The sequence below is a fragment of the Acinetobacter sp. 2JN-4 genome, assembly GCF_003687745.1.
In the GTDB taxonomy this organism is placed as follows: domain Bacteria; phylum Pseudomonadota; class Gammaproteobacteria; order Pseudomonadales; family Moraxellaceae; genus Acinetobacter; species Acinetobacter halotolerans.
On the sequence record NZ_RDNY01000006.1, the window covers coordinates 105748 to 127282 of the forward strand.

Here is a 21535-nt window from a genome sequence, read left to right on the forward strand (position 1 = left end):
TTTTATTGGCTGGAATTAGATAAATCATGATTCAAAGGAGGATGATCCACTTGAATCACGTCTGAGCCTTGCAGGGAAAGCCCATTTTTGTTGCGCGTACTCTGGGTAGCAGAATAATTATCCCAAATAATACGCGGATCAAAACTAAGTGAAGCAAACATGGTTAAAACCACAACTGCACCAAAAGCAACTGCGCCCGGCCCAGCGAGAATAGTTGCCAGTGACTGAATCTGAATAAGGGCTGTCAATAAAGCCACCACAAAAACATCAATCATCGACCATCGACCGATAAACTCAACAATTCGATAAAGCATTGAGCAATGCTCGGGTGAAAAGTGCAATCGCTCAGAAGACTGCAGTTTTACAACAATCAATAGAAAACACAAAATCAAAAGTTTTAACATGGGAATAAAAATACTGGCCATAAAAATAACAGTAGAGACCAGATAATCCCCATTCTGCCAAAAATAGATCACACCACTTATGATCGTATCTTGCTGCATCCCTAACAGAGAATCCGTTACGGTCATAGGAAGAACATTGGCTGGAATATATAAAATACTCGCAGCAATCACCAAAGCGAGGGTTCTGTCTAAACTCTTTGGTTTTCGTTGATGCAGCACACTATGACATTTCAAGCAATGTGAAGCGTGTTTTTCTTCAGCCCCTGCAACCCATTTATTGAGCGTTCCACAGCAATGACAAAGCACCAAAGACAAATCTTTGGCTCTTGGATATTGCAGCGGATTACCAGTGGCTGCTTCAGAAGAATATTCTGAAAAATTGCGCTGAGACGGATCTGTTTTCATGGAAGTGTCCTGTCGATCTCGTCCCATAGATCCTTAACTTTCACTGAAGCAATATAAACCAGTAATATACTCAGTATGGCGAACCCCCACAGTGCAACACCGGGAATCACCACGACCATACCGACCAGTTTAACTAAGGTCACCAATACGCCAATCAAAAATACTTCAACCATTCCCCATGTTCTAAATAAAAACAAGGTACGCAATGCTGCAACTAAATAACGGGGCCGAACTTTAAAAAAATGAACGGATGAAAGTACATAGAGCAGCAATAGCAGATCCAGTAAAGGCACTACAAAAGTTGTGATGAGAATCAGAACACCTACTGGCCCTTGCCCTGCATGAAACATGGCCCATGCCGCACCAAGTAAAGTCGTCTGGGAATCGTTACCCTGCAATTCCACCTTAACAATAGGAAAACTATTGGCAATCACAAATACGATCAATGCTGTTGTTACCATTGCCAGTAAAACACTAAACGGTTTGCTTTGCCGATAAAGCTCAGCACCACAGCAAAGACAATAAGCGCGTTCACCTTGTGTCAGCTGAATTCGATGATATACCGTGTCACATTCCTCACAGGCAACCAGTATTTGCGGTGAAATATCACCATTTTGAATTAACACTTGTTGATTCATAGGCGCAGAAACTGGAAGAAAGGAGGAAGGCTCGCTCATAGAACATAAACACCATTTTATAAATTTTTTTTAGACTGAAGCTCATTTTGCTATATTTTACTGAGATGTATACAGATAAATTGTGATACTTTTTTGATGATATCCTGTTGGTTTTATATAAACAATTCATCTAATGAAATATGGTCAACGTTCTCCATTAGATTATGAAAAGGCCTATCAAAAAATGGTTATGTGTCTAGAATTTTGGTGACTATTCACTTAATCAATCTATCTTAGCTCCTATTTACCTATAGGGAAAATATTGTGTTCAATAAGTTTTTATAGCAAATATAAGGAATCCCATAACTGGAAAAACTCTACCAAATATTTACCCAATTCTTATCATTACAAAAATAATTAAAACAAGTTAAGACAATACTGTATGTAAATAATCACTTGAAGTTAATGCACTCTTAATAATGTTGCCCAGTACTTTCCAAATGACTCATTATACGTTGATCCCAAACTGGTGGATCTCCTATTGCTTCTCGAAGATAGTCTACAAGAACCATAATTTTATTCGAATTACGATAACTTTGCTTATAAACTACAGATATATCACCACCTATAGGAGAGTATTGGGGTAACACAATAGATAAAGAACCAGATTCAATATACTCTGCCGCAATAAATGTGGGCAAAATTGTAATGCCCAAACCCTCTAAAGCTGCAGCTAACAATTGATGACCACTATTAGTACGCATTCGGTTTCGAATTCTAAAAGACTGCAAATGTTCATTTACTGGCAACTGTAGCATACCATTAGGTTCTCTTAGAACGTAAAGTAAACCATCATGATTCTGCAAATCATTTGGATTTTCTGGTATTCCGAATTGTTTAAGATATTTAGAATTTGCACAAAGCACATGATTATTTACAGAAATCTTTTTTGCAATCAATGAAGATTCTGATAATCGCCCTAAACGTATAGCCACATCATAATTTTCATTATTCAAATTTACAAAATTGTCTGTTGCTTCTATATCTAATTCCAATTCAGGATATTGATAGATGAATTTAGCAAGTATAGGTGCTAAATAACTCTCAGTAAAAGCCATGGGTACAGAAAGGCGTAAACGACCTTTCACATGACTTTTCACTATCATCACCTCAATCTCTGCAAGTTCTAAGTCTGCAAGAATATTAATACACCGCTCATAAAAAATACTACCGGACTGAGTAATTTTTAATTGTCGGCCACGCTCAAACAATTGAGTATTTAAACGTGTTTCTAATAGACTTATACGCTTACTCACTACTGACTTTGTGGTGCCCAATCGTTGTGCAGCTTCAGAAATACTTTGAACATCTGCAACAGTAACAAAAGTTGTCATATCAACAAACTTATTCATAAATATCAACAACCTAAAATTAAATTAGCGTAAATATGCTGCTATTTTATTAATGATAATTTAGGTCATAAATTTAAACAATAAATTAATTTATATTGTAAAAGAATCAATAACATAAAAAATCCACTGAAAACATGTCAAATACCAAATAAGCAGACAGTATGCGTTGTACACAACTATTTAAGTGAATAATCAAATAAAACCTCTCATATGCCATGTTTCAAAATTAGAAAACAAGAGTTCTCTTAATTGAAACCAATAAGAAATAAAAACATGATAAATTTAAAATGTTTATTTAGCATTCAAAAAATGCTTTCTATTAATATTACCATCGCATATATTTGTTAAATATGAAAAACTTAATAGATTATCACTCAAACATCTTATAATGAATTCATTTAAGATTTAAAAATGCAATATAAAGTTTAATTATTTATAGTGCATAAGAATTCAAAATCTTTATTTTTGCAAAAGGCTTTACCTGATGAACTCAAAAGAGTTAATACAAATCGCAAAAGACACAAAAAAACCTAAAGATGTAGTTACTGCATTTTTAGCCAATACTGGAAAAGATACTATTATTGAAGTATCTGAAGCCTTAGTTGATATTAATGCTACTTATATCTCTCTAAGTTTTGACAACCCAGAATTGAAACAAATTGAACCATGGGCAGGAACCAGTAAAGGGCGCCAAGTCTATATTGATACGTTCTCCAATGTAGGCACTTATTGGAATGTTGATGATTTTCAAATAACAGATTTAATTTCAGAGAATGAAACAGTAGCCGTATTTGGTTCATTTACCTACACCTCTGTTGAGGTAGGTCACCAATTTACATCACCGTTCTCTATTTTAGCTAAAGTACAAAATGGTCTTATTACATACTTCCAATTTATGGAAGATACGTATGCCTCAGCACGTTCATTTAGAAGCAGTGGAAAATGGACAATAAAAAATAATTCTCATGAAAGATCAGTAGGCTAAATCATCACAAGGCAAATAGTGAATAAAAACATATGCTTAAAAAATATTGTTGATTATTCATGCTTTTTAAATTCTATAAACTCAGAAACTTTCGTTATGACTACGTAAGTATAAACTCTAAAGGTGTTATTCATGGCAGCGACTAATGGAATGTTGGATCCTAATGATTCAGTTATCTTACTTATAGATCATCAAAGCGGATTGTTTAATACCGTTCGAGATGTACCAGTTCCAGACTTACGTAACTATGTTATTGCAATTGCAAAAACAGCAACGCTGTTAGATATACCAGTAATTACAACAGCATCTGTACCAGACGGTCCTAATGGCCCTTTAATACCTGAAATCCATCAGCATGCCCCTCATGCTGTTTACGTACCACGTACTGGGCAAATTAATACTTGGGATAATCCATTATTTGTAGAGGAAGTTAAAAAAACTGGCAGAAAAACACTAATTATTGCTGGAACTCTTACAAGTGTATGTATGGCATTTCCTGCAGTCAGCGCTCGTCTAGAAGGTTACACAGTGTATTGTGTTGTTGATGCGTCAGGAAACTGGAGTAAAATGGCGACAGATACAACTATTGCTCGAGTAACGCAAGCTGGGGCTATTCCAACTGATACATTTGCGATTGTTGCTGAGTTAATGCGTACTTGGAATCGTCCAGAAGGTTCACGTTTTGCTGAAATTCTTGCTGATCATGTATGTCCTGAGTATAAATGTTTGATGGAGAGTTTCGCAAAGGCGCAGGCTGTAGCTAAAGATGGTCCAGAAACAAATCTAGACAAGTATCAATAAGATCAAGACTATAATTTTTATTCAACCCAAATTCAAATATTGAATTTGGGTTTTTTAATCTAATGCCATTATCATGCTTTGAGCATTAATCAATCCGAGTGATGGCGTTTATAAATGCCATCACTCATCAATCTATATACTTCTTCCAAATCTGGCCGATGAGATTGGGCCAATAATCCTTGATGCATCTTTAAAATATTTTGATCGCCCCGCATTGCTGGCCCTGTTTGCATTTTCTTTGGGTTAGTACGGGTTGCTTTATTCGCTGTTTCCAAGATCAATGGAAATAGTAAACTGAAATCAACGTGTTCTGCATCTACAACTTGTTGTGCCATATCATAACAATAATTACTAAAATTACATGCAAACACCGCAGCCAAGTGTAAGGTTTGACGCTGTTGTGAATTATATTGATAGACTCGATTACTTAGGCTATTTGCTAAGGTGGTGAGCAAAAGTAAATCTTCATGCGTTACAGCTTCTACAAAAAGTGGGGTTTCCAACCAACCCACTTCCCGTTCAAAACTAAAGGTCTGTAATGGATAGAAAACCCCAGCACGTTGCTGCTTCTGCGCGACAACAGATAAATTTGTACTTCCCGAAGTATGCACGATAAGACATTGCGGCAAAAATATTGCAATAGCTTCTACAACATCAGGTATCACGAGATCACTAACAGCAACAACCACTAAGTCTGTTTGCGGATTGAGTTGATCTACACCATCAATCGCTTGGGCATTGACCTGTGCTGCTAATCGTTGGGCGTGATGTAAATTGCGACTAAAAACTTGAACAATTTGATGCTGTGATTGAAATGCCTTTGCTAAATGTGTGGCGACTCGTCCTGCACCGACAAATGTGATTCGCATAAACTCGATCTAAAATGATTGCCTGACCGAAGCATGCCAATAAAAAATACGTAAATCAATCCACAATCACAATGATGGCTATTTACTTATCTGATAGAGCCATAATAATGAAAAACTAGCAAATATTAAGGCAAAAAATGGAAAAGCTTTGTGCTGCTTGGTCTCTTGAGGCACAACAGGTAGGGATAAAATAGGAGGTACTAAACGAGCTTTTACCGCAGGCTGATCCAAGGATAAAACTTCATTGATCCAGTTGGGCAATAGTGCATAAATTGATTCCTTGTGCTCTCTAAGATAGTAAATAATACTCATCGTATCATTGCCTACCTCATTTGAAAGTACTGCTAGACTTTTAGGAATGGCCCTATTTAAAGTTTTTTCAACTTCACTCGCAGGAACTCTGCCTGCAGCTAATCGTAAAAGTAGTGCATTTTTTACTTGGTCATTTTTTTCAAATAGATCAAAAACTGAAGGGGTAAGTTGTTCTTTTAGTTGATCAACAAGTTCTGGCTTAAGCAAAAATCGAGACAAAAGAATTGGATAAAATCTTGATAAAACATCATTTTTTTCATTTACCAAGCAGGTTTGATCATTCACGATAACCGATGAAACTTTCTGTTTAAGTAACTCCATTGGATTTATAGGCATTGTATTAGCTCCAACAATTCAAATGATTTACATCTCTTTTTTATAATTTTATGCAAAACAAATCTCATTTCATCTGGTTACTTTAATATAGTTTTTATGTTTTTTATCTATTTTTAAAAATTTAAATACAATATATATACATCAATTCTTAGACAGCAGAGCAAGCCCACTAAAAGGCTTACCCTGCTCAGGATGACTTATGCTTATGCAAATGTAGCGACAACTTTACCTGTCAACTGCTGTCCAAGTAATGGAGTGTTTTTCCCTTGCGAGAGAATCGTATCCTTAGAAACAGTCCACTGTAACTCAGGATCGACCAACACCCATCCTGCTTCTTGCTGCCAACGGTCTGTTATATTGGCAACTTGTGCAGGAATCGAAGTGACTTTTTCTACCCATTCCAAAGGCTCAAATACACCTTCTTGAATAAGTTGCACACCCAATCCAACATAGGTATCGAAAGCAGTAATACCTGATTGAGTTTCCTCAAATGGCGCTATTTTTGCTGAGCTACTTAATGGTTCGTGATGAGTACAAATCGCATCAATCACCCCTTCTTTAACCGCTTGACGCAATAACAACTTATCTTGTTCAGAGCGCAAAGGTGGACGTACATGCGCCAGTGAGTTAAAACCATCAATCAGTTGTTCAGTTAAATGCAATTGATGCATGGCAACATCAGCCGTCACAGGTAAGCCTTTGGCTTTTGCTGCACGAATCAATTCAACAGATGCGCCACAAGACAATAGACCAAAATGTGCTTTTACACCTGTTGCTTCGATCATTAAAAGATATTTAGCGATTGCAACTGTTTCTGCGATTGCAGGAATCATTGGCAAGCCTTGACGCGATGCAATGAACCCTTCGTGAACACAACCATCTTTGGCGATTTGAGGCTCTTCAGCGTAAAAGACAACAGTTAACCCTAAACCTGCTGCATATTCTAATGTGCGAATAACCACATCATCATTTTCAAAGGCCGCATTGGCATTAGAAACAGCCGTACAACCACCCTTTTTTAACCCAGCCATATTGGCAGGTTGTTTGCCATTGAGACCTTGGGTTTGTGCGCCAATGATTTGTAAATAAATACCGCCATCGAGTTGTGCTTTTTCAATCAAGCCATGAATCAAAGCACCGTTATCTTGGACGATCGGTTTTGAATCTGGTGGTGTAATGACATGCAAAATACCATTGGCACGTGCGGCTTTCCCCTCGGACTTTAATGTTCCGTGTTGTTGTTGCCCCGGTTCACGTAGACGGGCGCATAGATCCACCATAGTTGGCATCAGCCATTTATTCTGGCCATTTATGGTTTCATCGACCTGTTCAACCGCATCAACCAATTTACCGTTTTCGATATAAACCGTTTTGACTTGATCAGTTTTTTGAATTGGATCGAGCACACGGACATTTTCAATTTTTACAATACTCATGTGATCTATCCCTTACAGTGAAATCGCTTCAATCAAACCTTGTTCTTGTAACTGCCCTTGCATCGCTAGTGCAAGCACCGCCATACGAACCGCAATACCATTGGTCACTTGTTTCAGGATCACGGATTGATCACCATCAGCAACGCTAGAATCAATTTCAACACCTCGATTCATAGGCCCCGGATGCATCACGATACAATCGGGTTTGGCCAAAGCAAGGCGTTCTTTATTTAGACCGTACATTTTGTAAAATTCAGATTGCGAAGCTAGCGCTGGTGAATCAATACGTTCATTTTGAATACGCAATGCGATGATCACATCACAATCGGTAACACCAGCATTCATTTGGTTAAATAAACGTACATGTTCACCATATTCGTTAAAAGCGACAGGCAATAATGTATTCGGTGCAATTACACGGATATCTTTACACCCTAAAGTTTGCAATGCTGCAACATTAGAACGTGCCACACGAGAATGCTTAATATCACCAATAATCGCCACACTCAACTGATCAAAAGGCTTTTTAGTCTCACGGCGAATGGTCAACATATCCAACATCGCTTGAGTCGGGTGTGCATGACGACCATCACCCGCATTGATAATAGCGACATTTGGGCAAACATCTTTGGCAATAAAATGCGCCGCACCCGAAGACGAATGACGTACCACAAAAATGTCCGCAGCCATCGCTTCTAAGTTCCAAAGCGTGTCACGAAGAGTTTCACCTTTTGAGGTGCTTGAACGTGCAATATCAATATTCAAAACATTGGCAGACAAACGTTTTGCTGCGGCTTCAAAAGTAGTACGCGTACGAGTCGAATTTTCAAAGAAAAGATTCATCACCGTCAGCCCTTCTAATAACGGACGGTTGATCAAATTATTATTGTCATCTAAAAAGCTTTGCGCTGTATCTAGAATTTTGGTCAGGCTTTCCTTGGAAAGACCCTCAATGGTTAAAAAATGCTTTAAATTTCCTTGTTGATTCAATTGAACCTGACTTGGTTGATGCAGGGCTGCAATATGCATAAAGGATTCCTATGGGTCGAATCACCAAAACTTGCATAGTGTAGCCCAATTCTTGGGTTTTAGCAGAACAACTTTTCACCCTTATGTTGCCATTAATTAGGGAGTTGCAATAAATTCTATCTATCTCAATGCACCAATATAGTGATGTGAAACCTGAGCCTGATAGATTTCCTCAGCAGTCACCTCACTAGAATAGACATTCAAAGCCTCAACCCGCTCATTTTCGAAGCTATCTCTCTGCTCTGCCACCACAACAGCTTTTGGTTCAGGATATAAATCTATAAGTGGAATTAACCGAGCAACATAGCGTTCCAATTCAGCATCTTGAGTTGCCAAAGCGATAACAACAATATGTTTGGCATACGCTTTGTTGCTGACCAGATACATCACATCTATCACGCGACTCGATACACGTCTCAAACGAACATACATTTGAGTTGCAATCGTAAAAGCTTCAGCATTGACCAACACGTCATTATTTACATTCTCTTTCATAGATCCCCCCACAAGTTCCCTATTAAACTGCTTAAATTTCATCAGCTTTCAGAAAAATAAGTCGCTGATGATCTTCAAATTAATTAGCAAAATATGTACCAACAATTAAAATATTGTATAAATATGAAATCGATCGCCTAAAGCATCCTCGTGAGGCAAAATTCAAAAAATAGCTTTTAATCGATGATAAAGCTGACAATCACACAAATATGCACCGACAGAACCGATAAAAATCAGTTAAAATATGCGATTGCTAAAATCGCTTTTGGAAATTTGAATGAATTCAACACAACGTCTTACAAGCTACTGGGTAACCTGTGCGGATGGACTTGAAACCCTACTTCAACAAGAACTGGAAAGTTTAGGTGTTCAAGACATCCAACGTTTTGCTGGACGTTTAATTTTCCAAGGTACACTCGAGCAGGCTTATCGTATTTGCATGTGGTCTCGCCTAGCCTCTCGTGTATTGTTACCGATTCATAAACATGAGCTTGAATTTACTCACGATGCGCGCGATGTGGCAGAAGAACTCTTTGAAGGTGCGATTAGCTTTGATTGGTCTTTAATTTTTGCACCACAAAGTACCTTCGCGGTGCGTCTGCATGTTGAACGAGATATTAAGGTCAATACGCAATTTGCGACTTTACGTGTCAAAGATGGCGTGGTGGATTCCTTTATGGAAGCCGTCGGGAAACGCCCAAGTATTGACATTAAGCAGCCTGAAATTACGCTTTATGTTTTAGCAGGGAAAACTGAACATACCTTCTGTCTCGATTTATCTGGCGATTCTTTGCACAAACGTGGCTACCGTCACTTTATGACTGATGCACCGATCAAAGAAAACTTAGCTGCAGCGATTTTACAAAAAGCACAATTATTACAATATCAACCCGATATCATTCTTGACCCCATGTGTGGTTCAGGGACATTTATTATTGAATCATTGATGATTTTAACGGATCGTGCACCAGGTTTGGTTCGTCGTTTCGGTTTTAATGGCTGGCATGGACATGATCGTGAACTGTGGATGTCGATCAAAAACGAAGCAACGGAACGCCATGAAAAGGCTTTGGCACATCCACTGCCAAAACTCTATGCTTATGATGCAGACTGGGAAGCAGTCAAAGCGACACGTCTAAATATCATTGCCGCAGGCTTTGAAAGTGTCCTTGATCAAATTCAAATCGAAGAACGTACTTTAGCCGATTGGGATGATTTTCATGCTGAAGGTAAGAAAGCCTTTATCGTCACAAATCCGCCTTATGGTGAGCGCTTAGGTGATAAAGCTTCTAGCCGTTCATTCTACTTAGGCTTATCTGGATTATTACAAAAGAATTTCCCAAATCAGCCTGCTGCGGTGATTGCGGCACAAATTGAACAAGCAGATGTACTTGCTATCAATGATCCGCAAACTTTACGTTTGATGAACGGTAAGCTGCCGATTTACATTCGTTTTGGTATGATCAAACCAGCAAGCGTTGCACAACCATTTTTAGCAAATTGGCAACCGCTACAATTTGAAAAGATTGAAGGTGCCGAAGACTTTACCAATCGTTTGCAAAAAAATATGCAAGCATTGAAAAAATGGGCCGTCAAAGAAAACATCTATTGCTTGCGTCTTTATGATGCTGATTTACCAGATTTTAATATTGCCGTTGATTTGTATGGTGATAGATTACATGTACAAGAATATGCACCACCTAAAACCATCGACCCTGAAAAAGCAAAAAAACGTTTTAATCTTGGGCTTGCAGCCATTCGCGCTGTAACAGGACTAAATCGTGATGCCATTTTCATCAAAACACGTGCAAGACAAGCGGGAACGACCCAATACAGCAAGCAAAGTACCGCGTCTAAACGTTTTATCGTACAAGAAGGTAATGCACGAATTTTGGTGAATCTGACCGATTATTTGGATACAGGCTTGTTCTTAGATCATCGTCAAATGCGTTTAAGAATTGCCAAAGAAGCACGTGGTAAACACTTCCTAAACCTGTATAGCTATACCTCAACAGCAAGCTTACATGCAGCTCTAGGCGGCGCGGCAAGTACCACTAGTGTTGATTTATCTAATACTTACCTCAACTGGTCTAAAGAAAACTTTGTATTGAATGGTTTAACCGTTGATCATGCAGATGAACAGCACATGTTCTTTGCCAGCGATTGCTTTGAGTGGTTAAAAGAAGGTCATGAACAATACGATTTGATCTTTATTGATCCACCGACCTTCTCTAACTCGAAAAAGTTTTACGGTACATTTGATGTACAACGCGATCATCTCTCGCTGTTAAAGCGTGCCATGAACCGCCTAACCACTGAAGGTACTTTGTATTTTTCTAACAACTATCGTGGTTTTGAACTGGATGAAGAAATCGAGGCGATGTATGACATTGAAGAAATCACATCTGAAACTATCGGCTTAGATTTCAAACGCAATCAGAAAATCCATCGCGCATGGAAAATCAAACATCCTGCAGTATAAATAATACTTACCGTCACTGTTCTTTGACATGAATGGTGACGGTTCCATGAACATTATCATTGGAATCAAACTCGTAAACCATATAGCGATCAGAAGGGGTTGAGTGAGGTTTTACACCTGCTTCCTTTTTCTCTCGCGGATCAGTGACTTTAGTTTTCTTTTGCTCTTCATGCGACGATAGCACACTATCGAGTAATGTACTAATCCTGACTTCACGCAAATAGCGATCACTTAAGGCACGTTGAACTCTCCAACGTTCTTGCTCAGGTTTCATCGCATCTTGTTCGGCTTTGATAATAATATTCGGCAAAGTATTATTTGCTAACCCTGTTTGCAGTGCGAGCGTTCCCTCTGACATCGGTTGAGCAGCCCACCCGATTGAAGGTAGACCCATCATGCACAAAATTACACAGAGACTTGCGTAATGATGTCGCTTATTTTCCATTGCAATTCATCCTGAATCTTTTTCTTATTTGCTTTGAAACTAGCAAGTTTTTCATCAAGTCGCAATGTTATTGTAAACATTCCTTAAAAAATCAGATAAGTTGCACCAAAACAAAAAAAGATGGTGATTTTCATCACCATCTTTTAACTGATTTGTAAAATTTTAACTTAACTCAATTTCATTTTATCAAAGACAAGATGATCATTTTCAGCTTTGATCAAAATGTTATCTCCTGCTTGGAACTCACCTGATAAAATTTTCTGAGCCAAACTATTTTCCACTTGTTGCTGGATCGCTCGTTTCAATGGACGTGCGCCATAGATTGGGTCAAATCCAGCATCGATCAACAGATCAAAAGCAGTATCATCTACAGTTAAATCCATATCACGATCACTCAAGCGTGAACGTAAGCGATCCAATTGAATATCTGCAATACCACGAATCTGCGATTTTTGTAGTGAATGGAAAATCACCAATTCATCAATACGGTTAATAAACTCTGGGCGGAAATGCTGACTCACTGCACTCATCACCACAGCACGCATCTCATCGTCAGTTGCTCCCTCACCCAGTTCGCGTACATCCTGCGAGCCTAAGTTCGAGGTCATTACGATCACCGTATTTTTAAAATCGATGACTCGACCTTGTGAGTCAGTTAAACGGCCATCATCCAAGACTTGCAATAAGATATTGAAAACATCTGGATGTGCTTTTTCAACCTCGTCAAATAACACCACGCTATATGGTTTACGACGCACTGCTTCTGTTAACACACCACCTTCTTCATAACCGACATAGCCCGGAGGTGCACCGACTAAACGACTGACTGAATGTTTTTCCATGAATTCACTCATATCAATACGGATCATGGCATCATCACTATCGAACAAGAAGTTTGCCAATGCTTTGGTCAACTCAGTTTTACCGACACCTGTCGGTCCAAGGAACAAGAACGAACCACTTGGACGATTCGGATCAGACAGCCCTGCACGCGAACGACGAACAGCATTGGATACAGCCACTACCGCTTCATCTTGACCAACCACACGATTATGTAAGAACGATTCCATATTCAGTAGTTTTTCACGTTCACCTTGCAGCATTTTGGAGACAGGAATACCCGTTGCAGCACTCACCACTTCAGCAATTTCATTTTCTGTCACTTTGGTACGAATCAACTTCGGTTCTTCTGTTTCCTCAGCAACTTCAGCTTGCTCCAAACGTTTCTGTAACTCTGGAATCACACCATATTGCAAACGTGCGGCTTCTGCCAAATCTCCTTCACGTTTGGCTTTTTCCAACGCCATTCGAGCTTGATCTAATTCGACTTGCGCTTTTTTATCACCTTCAACCAGTGTTTTTTCAGCTTTCCAAATCTCTTCTAGATCATTGTACTCTTTCTGCTTTTCAGCGATTTGCTGCTCAAGATGATTCACTTCAGCTTTACTTCCCGCATCTTGATCTTTTTTCACTGCTTCCAATTGCATTTTCAATTGAATCAAACGACGATCAAGTTTATCTAAAGCCTCAGGTTTGGAGTCGATCTCCATTTTGATCCGTGAAGCAGCCTCATCAATCAAATCAATCGCTTTATCGGGCAACTGACGATCTGTAATATAACGATGTGACATTTTCGCGGCTGCAATAATCGCCGAGTCTAAAATCTGCACACCGTGATGGGTGGCATACTTCTCTTTCAAACCACGTAAAATCGCAATGGTATCTTCAACACTCGGTTCATCAACCAGCACTTTTTGGAAACGACGTTCCAGCGCAGCATCTTTTTCAATGAATTGACGATATTCATCTAAAGTGGTCGCACCAACACAACGTAATTCACCACGTGCCAATGCAGGTTTCAACATATTCCCCGCATCCATAGCACCATCGCCTTTACCTGCACCAACCAAGGTATGCAATTCGTCGATGAATAAAATAATTTCACCGTCATGCTTCGCTAGGTCTTTGAGTACAGCTTTGAGACGCTCCTCAAACTCACCACGGTATTTTGCACCTGCCAGCAATGACCCCAAGTCCAAAGAAAGCACACGCTTATTCTTTAAACTTTCAGGGACTTCACCATTGACGATACGTTGTGCCAAACCTTCAACAATGGCTGTTTTACCCACACCAGGCTCACCGATGAGTACAGGATTGTTTTTGGTACGACGCGACAATACTTGAATGGTACGGCGAATTTCATCATCACGACCAATCACTGGGTCTAACTTTCCAGCTAACGCACGCTCATTTAAATCAATGGTATATTTATTTAGTGAGTCACGTTGATCTTCGTGATTATTACTCATGACCTTGTCACTTCCTCGAATATTTTCAATAACTTTACGTAAACTTTCTGGAGTTACACCAACACTATTTAAAATGGTTTTGGTTTCGCCCGTTTCCGCTAAACCCAACAGCACCCAATCCGTTGATAAAAATTCATCACCTGCCTTTTGCGCATAGCGGTCAGCCAAATTCAGCGCTTTTACCGCTTCAGGGTTGAGATTAAGATCACCTGTAGGATTTGCCAAAGTCGGGGCATTTTGTATTGCTTGCTCAAGCTTTTGCTTTAACTCAGGTAAACGAGCACCCGCTTGTTGCAACAAACTCAAATTGGCTGGCTCTTCGAGTAAAGTCGTTAGGACATGGATCCCAGCGATTGCTGTATGGTCTTTACCCATGGCCAATGATTGTGCATCTGAGAGTGCTTGCTGTAAGCGGTTTGTAAATTTTTCAAAACGCATTCTTGTTATTCCTCACAACAATTTTTTAACTTATCACTTAGATGGGAACGCTTTTTTAAATTTCAAATAAAAAATTATATATTTTTCAATATTTTAAAAATAAAAAAAACATAAAACTCAGTGATAATATGGGTGTGTTGGTATTCTTTTTCAAGTCTGTTTTGTATCGTTTTTCTGTCAGTGCTGATTCACACAAAATCCTTATTGTGATTTTGCGGCGAACGTTTTAGCTTAAGTCTTTTACTTTCATTAAAATGTTCATTATGTCTCTAAAAAAAATCTACCTTGCAGCCGCTTGCCTACTCCCAATTCACTTTGCCTTCGCTCAACTCCCACAAGATTCAAGACGGGCGGGCGGAATCGCAGTTATTCCACTAACAGCAAACACCACGCAAGTTTATTATGAACAAAAACCTGTGTTGCTGAGCGAAGAAAATGGCCAACGCTATGCTATTTTTGGGATTCCGCTTTCTGCACAGATTGGTACTTTGACCTTAAATACCAATAACTCGCCAATTCAAATTGACATTAAGCCATACAAATACGCGGAACAACGTTTAACCGTCAAAAATCAAGATCATGTCAATCCAAATCCAAGCCAATTAGAACGCTATGCGCGCGAAGCCAAAGAACAAAATGCGGTTTATAGCTCATTTAGTCAAAGCACATGGCAAAGCTTTCCCAAATTTATCGTCCCTACCACAGGTAAGTTTAGTAACTCATTCGGACGAAAACGGTTTTTCAATGGTGAAGAGCGTGCACCACACTCGGGCTTAGATATCCCTGCTCCCGTCGGACAAAAAGTTGTTGCGCCTGCTGATGGTATCGTTGTGCAAACTGGCAATTATTTTTTTAATGGCAATACTGTACTGATTGATCATGGTCAGGGACTCATTAGTATGTTCTGCCATCTCAGTAAAATCGATGTGGAAAAAGGTCAAACCATTCGTCAAGGTGAATTACTCGGTCTAGTTGGGAAAACAGGACGTGTAACAGGTGCACATTTACATTGGGGAATGAGTCTAAATAATGCACGCGTAGACCCACAATTATTTCTTAAATAAAAATAAAAAAAGTGATCTATAAAAATAGATCACTTTTTAGAAAAACTTAAAAATAAAACTTTATGCAGCTTCAATAATTTCAAAATCGTGGGTAATCTCAACTCCACCATCAGACAGCATTTTACTGGCTGAACAATATTTTTCTGCTGAAAGTTCTACGGCCTTTTCAACTTGTTTGGCTTTTACAGCATTACCTGTCACAATGAAATGCAAATGGATTTTAGTAAAGACTGCTGGAATCGTGTTCGCTCTCTCAGCTTTTAACTCACACACGACATCCGTCACATCTTGTCGAGATTTCTTTAAAATGGTCACAATATCAAACGAAGCACACCCACCAAGTCCCATTAAAATCAACTCCATAGGACGTGGACCACGGTTTTCACCCCCATATTCAGCAGAACCATCCATCACCACACTATGGCCACTTTCTGATTTTGCCTCAAAAGCAACATTCTCTAACCAATGTACACTTGTTTGCATTGCAACTACCCAAAAAACGTTATAAATTTACTGTGTTCTTGTACACTAACATAAAATGAGTTGATAAGGAATTTCATCTCTTCTGTGTAGAAAAAGCTCAAATGAGCCTGTGCGATCGGTTTTATCAAAATTCGGAAATTTTAAGCATGACTTCAAATTTTTCACAACTTAGCACTGATGCTTTGTCTCCAGGCCAACTGCCTGAATCGGTAAAAGCATTGCTAAAACGTGCTCATATTAATAGATATCCAAAACGCACCACGATTGTTGACGCTGGAATGGAATCAAGATCACTGTATTTAATTTTAAAGGGTTCAGTGTCGATTATATTACGCGAAGATGATGAGCGTGAGATTGTCGTCGCCTATTTAAACCCTGGGGATTTCTTTGGTGAAATGGGATTGTTTGAAACAAACCCACAACGTACTGCTGAAGTACGCACCAGAGATGTTTGTGAAATTGCAGAAATTACGTATGACAACTTTCACGAACTCAGCAAACAGTATCCTGATTTGAGCTATGCTGTATTTGCTCAACTTGTGCGCCGTCTTAAAAATACAACACGTAAAGTCACTGACCTTGCATTTATTGATGTTTCAGGTCGTATTGCGCGTTGTTTAATTGATTTATCTTCACAACCAGAAGCCATGATTCTACCGAATGGTCGCCAAATTCGTATTACGCGCCAAGAAATTGGTCGTATCGTAGGCTGTTCTCGTGAAATGGTGGGGCGTGTACTTAAAACACTTGAAGAACAAGGCATGATCCAAACCGACGGTAAAGCAATCTTAATTTTTGATGCTTCTTTAGAGGAAAATACATTCCCTGAAGAAGAGTTTGATGATGAAGATTAATCTTCACCTCATCTAGTAAAAACAAAGCCAGTGGAAATACACTGGCTTTGTTTTATAAATGAATAGCAGAATCTATGTAGATGTGATTACATAATTACAATGATTATAGAGCGAATCAGAATGTTAAGTCTGATCAACATTTTTTATAATTCACCGTAATTACGACTATACTCATAAGATACTGATTTGGAGAGAATAAGTATGAACAAGTTAGCTTTGAGCCTTTGTGCGGTCACTGTAATGACAATATCTGGCTGTGCATCGTTCGCAGAGATGGCTGGTGCAGACAGCGCAACGCTAAATGCCCAATCTGCGCAAGGCTTCAGTAAGATGACTCAAGAAGCTCGTGCTAAAAATCAGCTTGATACCAGTTCTGCCACATATCAACGCATCAATACAGTATTTAATCGTTTAAAACCACATGCCGATAAAATGAACCAAACCGGTCAACGCTTTGACTGGCAGCTCGCTGTATTAAAATCGGATACAGTCAATGCTTATGTTGCGCCTGGTGGTAAAGTGGTTTTCTACACTGGTATCGTAAATAAACTTAATCTCACCAATGATGAAATTGCTGCAATTATGGGCCATGAGATGACCCATGCCTTAGAAGAGCATGCGAAAAGTAAAATCGGTGCGCAAGCGCTGACCAACTTAGCAATTGGTATTGGTACATCTTATGCTGGTGCCAATATTGGTGAAGCTGGAAATGCTGCGATTAATTTGGGCAGCCAAGTAGGTATTGGTTTACCTTATTCACGCAACCTAGAAAGCCGTGCCGACTTCGGTGGCTTAATGCTAATGGCTCATGCAGGTTACAACCCAAATGCAGCCATTACATTGTGGGAAAAAATGAGTCGTTTAGATGGTAAGAGTGGTTCTGCATTCCTATCAACTCACCCATCAAATACTCAACGTATTGCAGATATGCGCAAAAACTTACCAGCAGCATTGGCAATTTATAATAACCGTCGTTAATCACATCACAGCCATTAAACGCCTTTTTGCGTTTAATGGCTGATTCAGCCACAATGTTAAATTCAAATAATTTCTGCAATCTGCATATCCGCATCTAACATTTGATTTAAAGCCACTAGGTTTTTAATTTTACCTGTTCGATGTGCGATCACTGGTACTTCCATTTTCATTGCTTCCATCGTGGCAATTACATCACCCAGCTCGACTTGAGCATTTTCTTGAACCATCCAGCTACTTAAAGTTCCATTGATTGGTGCGATAACAGCATTTTCATTATGCAACGACGATGAAGCTTCATCAGATAAATGATTCTCTGTAACACTGGACATTTTCAACAATCCGACAGGCAATCCCACTTGATGAAGCTTGCCATCAATCTCAATTGTGTAGCGCTGTAATACAGATGAATCTGATTTTTTACTGCGTGGATGCATTGCAAAGTTATGCTGAAACTCCTGCTCTATCCAACGGGTATGCACTTTAAATGCATCAATAAAGTCTGGTTCGAACAATATCGCACGATGAAAGGCTAAAACAGATGCAACCCCATCTAACTCAAAGTGAGCAAATGCTCTTTTGGCGCGCTGAATGACGATTTCACGCGTTGGCCCAGTCACAATCAGTTTTGCCATTAATGAATCAAAATGGCTTGAGACGAGACTCCCTTGGATAATCCCTGTATCTAAACGAATACCAATCCCCGAAGGTGGATTAAATCGAGTGATGTGACCAAATGCTGGAATAAAGCCTCGCGCTGGATCTTCGGCGTTGATACGAAACTCAATTGCGTGGCCTTGTGGTTTTGGCGTTTCTTGGATAGATAACGGTTGTCCCAATGCAATTCGAATCTGTTCAACAACCAAATCAATCCCTGTTGTTTGTTCAGTAACAGGGTGCTCCACTTGTAAACGTGTATTGACCTCAAGAAAAGATAGCTTGCCATCTTGGCTTAACAAATATTCCACTGTGCCAGCGCCAACATACTTCGCCGCTCGACAGAGATCGAGCGTAGATTGTATTAATTGCTGATAAATATCGTCATCAATAAATGGCGCAGGCGCTTCTTCTACCAACTTCTGATTACGGCGTTGTAAAGAGCAATCACGGGTTCCAACCACTACAATATTGCCATGCTGATCAGCAATCACTTGGGCTTCCAGATGTCTGGGCTTATCTAGATACTGTTCAACAAAACATTCTCCTCGACCAAAAGCCGCTTGCGCTTCTCGCACTGCTGAAGAATAAGAGTCGGCGACTTCATCTAGCTGCCTAACCACTTTTAAACCACGTCCACCACCACCATATACAGCCTTAATCGCAATAGGCAATCCGTATGTTTGTGCAAATGTCACCGCTTCACTGGCAGAACGAAGTGGCTGTTCAGTACCATGAACCAACGGTGCTCCAACAGCTTGTGCAAGCTTACGCGCTTCGATTTTATCGCCTAGTCTGATCATGCTTTGAGGAGTTGGTCCGATCCAAATCAACCCTGCATCTATTACAGCTTGCGCAAAATCAGCACGTTCAGATAGAAAGCCATAACCCGGATGAATCATTGTCGCTTGGCTTTGCTTGGCAATATTCAAAATTTCATCAATATCGAGATAGCTCTCTTTCGCTGTTTGACCAGATAAAGCCCAAGCCTCATCTGCCAGTGTTACATATAAGCTTCCCATGTCATCGTCGGCATAAACCGCCACAGCATGAATACCTAAATCTTTACACGCTTGAATAACACGAACAGCAATTTCACCACGATTGGCGATCAACAGCCTATGTTGCTTATACATTTTTTTTGATATCCATAAAGTCAGATATTTTACGAAATTGGATATAGCATCCTGCTGCAACTTGAGCGATCAAATCAAGATGATATGGTGCTACAGCTGCAATGACTGGGTAACCTCCAGTAATCGGATGATCATTCATAAACAAGACAGGTTGCCCATTTGGTGGAATTTGTATCGCGCCAGTGCAACATCCTTCACTCGGCAATTCCTGCTTGATCTGACGTTGTAAGGGCTTATCGCCTACGAGCCTTAATCCTATACGATTACTGTCCGCAGTCACCAACCAAGATTGATCAAGCAGTAGATCCATACTTTCTGGCGTAAACCAATCCATTCGAGGCCCCAACACAATATCAACTACAACCTGATCTCCCACTTTGGGTAAAGCATTTGCCGATTGATCTAAATCGACACATTCTGTTTTCAATTGTGCTGATCGTATCTCATCCCCAGCCTTCACGGGCATTGTCCCTAGTTCAGCCAAACTGTCATAACTGACACTATTTAATACCTGTTCGACGGCTATACCACCACGAACTGCCACATAGTTACGGATTCCAGCCTGAGCTTTGGTCAGATAAATTTCATCGCCCTCATCCAATGCAATTGGTTGATATAATGGTTGCTTGACTGTATAGCCGTTCGCGTATGTTACCCATAGCTCCGTTTCAGCTCCTGTTACCGCAATAACAGTTTCTTTCATCACTTTTAAGCGTAAACCACCATTATATATTTCTAGTGCAGCAGCATTTTTAGGATTACCCACACATGCATTGGCGCAGTGAAATGCGCTCCGATCCATCGCACCTGCCTGTCCAACGCCTAGTTGAGCGACATTTTTACGTCCCTCATCTTGTACTAATACTTGCAAACCAACATTTAACACAGTGAATACGATCGGATTTTCCAGTCTTTGTCTTGGAAAAAGTTTAGTGCAAGGAACAGTGACTTGAGTCGGATGCTTGCTTATATCTTTAAAAACCACCTGATCACTTGGCAACAGTAAGGCAGCTTGCTCTCGATAGACATCCCACATCGTTTGCTCTGTACGCCCTATTAATTGCCATCCGCCAGGACTCTCTTTCGGATAAATACCACTATATTCGCTTGCCAACCCTACAGAACCTGAAGCTATTTTTTTGCGTGGTGAGACTAAACGTGGAATGCTTCCAAAAGGATGATCTGGACTGATCAAATAAGCAAAACCAGGAGCAAAACCAATAAAGGCAACTTGCCAACAACTATGCGTATGTTTATGGATAACCTCATCCACATCGATACCCAAATATTCAGCGACATGCGCAAGATCCGCACCGTCATAGCAGACATTGATGACGACTTCTTTACCCATATCCAGAAGATTTTGTTCTAATTTTTGAGCTGAAATCCACTGAATCAGATTCTTTTCATCAATAAAGATAGGATCAAAATAAACCAATATAGTACGTGCAGCAGGTATAAGCTCCTGAATATCAGGATGTGCTGTACGCTTTAAACAATGATAAAGCGCAACGGTTTCCTCTAAACTGGACAACTCAATCAAAAAGCAATTCAAATTAACCGATAAAAATCTCATTTCATCACTCGTTAA

Annotated in this window: 19 protein-coding genes; 6 read left to right on the forward strand and 13 right to left on the reverse strand. The window is 39.6% G+C overall.

What is annotated here, in order from left to right; genetic code table 11:
- Positions 1-2: 2 nt before the first annotated feature.
- The 3 genes from EAH57_RS10165 to EAH57_RS10175 all read right to left on the reverse strand — a co-directional run bounded on the left by EAH57_RS10165 (position 3) and on the right by EAH57_RS10175 (position 2838).
- Positions 3-809: a paraquat-inducible protein A gene (locus EAH57_RS10165; RefSeq protein ID WP_121929955.1), complete on the reverse strand. Its 807-nt coding sequence runs from the start codon at positions 807-809 to the stop codon at positions 3-5.
- On the reverse strand, positions 806-1447 hold the full coding sequence (locus tag EAH57_RS10170) for a paraquat-inducible protein A (protein WP_228200046.1): 642 nt from the start codon (positions 1445-1447) through the stop codon (positions 806-808). The genes EAH57_RS10165 and EAH57_RS10170 overlap by 4 nt, the downstream gene beginning before the upstream one ends.
- A 452-nt stretch (positions 1448-1899) precedes the next feature.
- Positions 1900-2838, reverse strand: coding sequence for a LysR family transcriptional regulator (locus tag EAH57_RS10175; RefSeq protein ID WP_121929957.1), 939 nt, complete (start codon positions 2836-2838; stop codon positions 1900-1902).
- A 484-nt stretch (positions 2839-3322) separates the two neighbouring features.
- Here EAH57_RS10175 and EAH57_RS16145 point away from each other — a divergent pair, with 484 nt between their 5' ends.
- A complete protein-coding gene (locus EAH57_RS16145; RefSeq protein WP_228200044.1) occupies positions 3323-3823 on the forward strand; it encodes a nuclear transport factor 2 family protein in 501 nt (166 codons plus the stop codon).
- Between the two features lie 132 nt (positions 3824-3955).
- On the forward strand, positions 3956-4624 hold the full coding sequence (locus tag EAH57_RS10185; protein ID WP_121929959.1) for an isochorismatase family protein: 669 nt from the start codon (positions 3956-3958) through the stop codon (positions 4622-4624).
- Between the two features lie 89 nt (positions 4625-4713).
- Here EAH57_RS10185 and EAH57_RS10190 read toward each other — a convergent pair whose 3' ends face one another.
- The 5 genes from EAH57_RS10190 to EAH57_RS10210 all read right to left on the reverse strand — a co-directional run bounded on the left by EAH57_RS10190 (position 4714) and on the right by EAH57_RS10210 (position 9101).
- On the reverse strand, positions 4714-5493 hold the full coding sequence (locus EAH57_RS10190; RefSeq protein WP_121929960.1) for a Rossmann-like and DUF2520 domain-containing protein: 780 nt from the start codon (positions 5491-5493) through the stop codon (positions 4714-4716).
- A 78-nt stretch (positions 5494-5571) separates the two neighbouring features.
- Positions 5572-6141, reverse strand: a complete 570-nt coding sequence (locus tag EAH57_RS10195) for a hypothetical protein (protein ID WP_121929961.1) — start codon at positions 6139-6141, stop codon at positions 5572-5574.
- Between the two features lie 203 nt (positions 6142-6344).
- Complete coding sequence (locus tag EAH57_RS10200; protein WP_121929962.1) at positions 6345-7577, reverse strand: dihydroorotase; 1233 nt, start codon at positions 7575-7577, stop codon at positions 6345-6347.
- Positions 7578-7589: 12 nt separating this feature from the next.
- On the reverse strand, positions 7590-8606 hold the full coding sequence (locus tag EAH57_RS10205) for an aspartate carbamoyltransferase catalytic subunit (protein WP_004671676.1): 1017 nt from the start codon (positions 8604-8606) through the stop codon (positions 7590-7592).
- 120 nt (positions 8607-8726) lie between these two features.
- Entirely contained in the window at positions 8727-9101 is a 375-nt protein-coding gene (locus tag EAH57_RS10210) for a hypothetical protein (protein WP_121929963.1), read from the reverse strand.
- 277 nt (positions 9102-9378) lie between these two features.
- Here EAH57_RS10210 and rlmKL point away from each other — a divergent pair, with 277 nt between their 5' ends.
- On the forward strand, positions 9379-11583 hold the full coding sequence (gene rlmKL, locus EAH57_RS10215) for a bifunctional 23S rRNA (guanine(2069)-N(7))-methyltransferase RlmK/23S rRNA (guanine(2445)-N(2))-methyltransferase RlmL (protein ID WP_121929964.1): 2205 nt from the start codon (positions 9379-9381) through the stop codon (positions 11581-11583).
- Positions 11584-11596: 13 nt separating this feature from the next.
- Here the strand turns inward: rlmKL and EAH57_RS10220 are convergent, their stop codons facing one another.
- The gene (locus EAH57_RS10220) at positions 11597-12028 is read right to left on the reverse strand and encodes a hypothetical protein (protein ID WP_121929965.1); all 432 of its coding nucleotides are present in this window, start codon (positions 12026-12028) and stop codon (positions 11597-11599) included.
- A gap of 167 nt (positions 12029-12195) precedes the next feature.
- Entirely contained in the window at positions 12196-14775 is a 2580-nt protein-coding gene (clpB, locus tag EAH57_RS10225) for an ATP-dependent chaperone ClpB (protein WP_121929966.1), read from the reverse strand.
- A 263-nt stretch (positions 14776-15038) separates the two neighbouring features.
- Here clpB and EAH57_RS10230 point away from each other — a divergent pair, with 263 nt between their 5' ends.
- On the forward strand, positions 15039-15839 hold the full coding sequence (locus tag EAH57_RS10230; protein ID WP_121929967.1) for a M23 family metallopeptidase: 801 nt from the start codon (positions 15039-15041) through the stop codon (positions 15837-15839).
- A gap of 60 nt (positions 15840-15899) precedes the next feature.
- Here the strand turns inward: EAH57_RS10230 and EAH57_RS10235 are convergent, their stop codons facing one another.
- Positions 15900-16322, reverse strand: a complete 423-nt coding sequence (locus tag EAH57_RS10235; RefSeq protein WP_121929968.1) for an OsmC family protein — start codon at positions 16320-16322, stop codon at positions 15900-15902.
- Positions 16323-16468: 146 nt separating this feature from the next.
- Between EAH57_RS10235 and crp the strand changes: the two genes are divergently transcribed.
- Positions 16469-17176 carry a cAMP-activated global transcriptional regulator CRP gene (crp, locus tag EAH57_RS10240; protein ID WP_121929969.1) on the forward strand — a complete coding sequence of 236 codons (708 nt, stop codon included), beginning with the start codon at positions 16469-16471 and terminating at the stop codon, positions 17174-17176.
- Between the two features lie 201 nt (positions 17177-17377).
- Positions 17378-18154 (forward strand): M48 family metallopeptidase, encoded by a 777-nt coding sequence (locus tag EAH57_RS10245; RefSeq protein ID WP_121929970.1) that lies wholly within the window; start codon positions 17378-17380, stop codon positions 18152-18154.
- A 62-nt stretch (positions 18155-18216) separates the two neighbouring features.
- Here EAH57_RS10245 and EAH57_RS10250 read toward each other — a convergent pair whose 3' ends face one another.
- Positions 18217-19944: an acetyl/propionyl/methylcrotonyl-CoA carboxylase subunit alpha gene (locus EAH57_RS10250; protein WP_121929971.1), complete on the reverse strand. Its 1728-nt coding sequence runs from the start codon at positions 19942-19944 to the stop codon at positions 18217-18219.
- Positions 19937-21520 carry an urea amidolyase family protein gene (locus EAH57_RS10255; RefSeq protein ID WP_121929972.1) on the reverse strand — a complete coding sequence of 528 codons (1584 nt, stop codon included), beginning with the start codon at positions 21518-21520 and terminating at the stop codon, positions 19937-19939. Before EAH57_RS10255 ends, EAH57_RS10250 begins: the two co-directional genes overlap by 8 nt.
- Positions 21521-21535 lie beyond the last annotated feature (15 nt).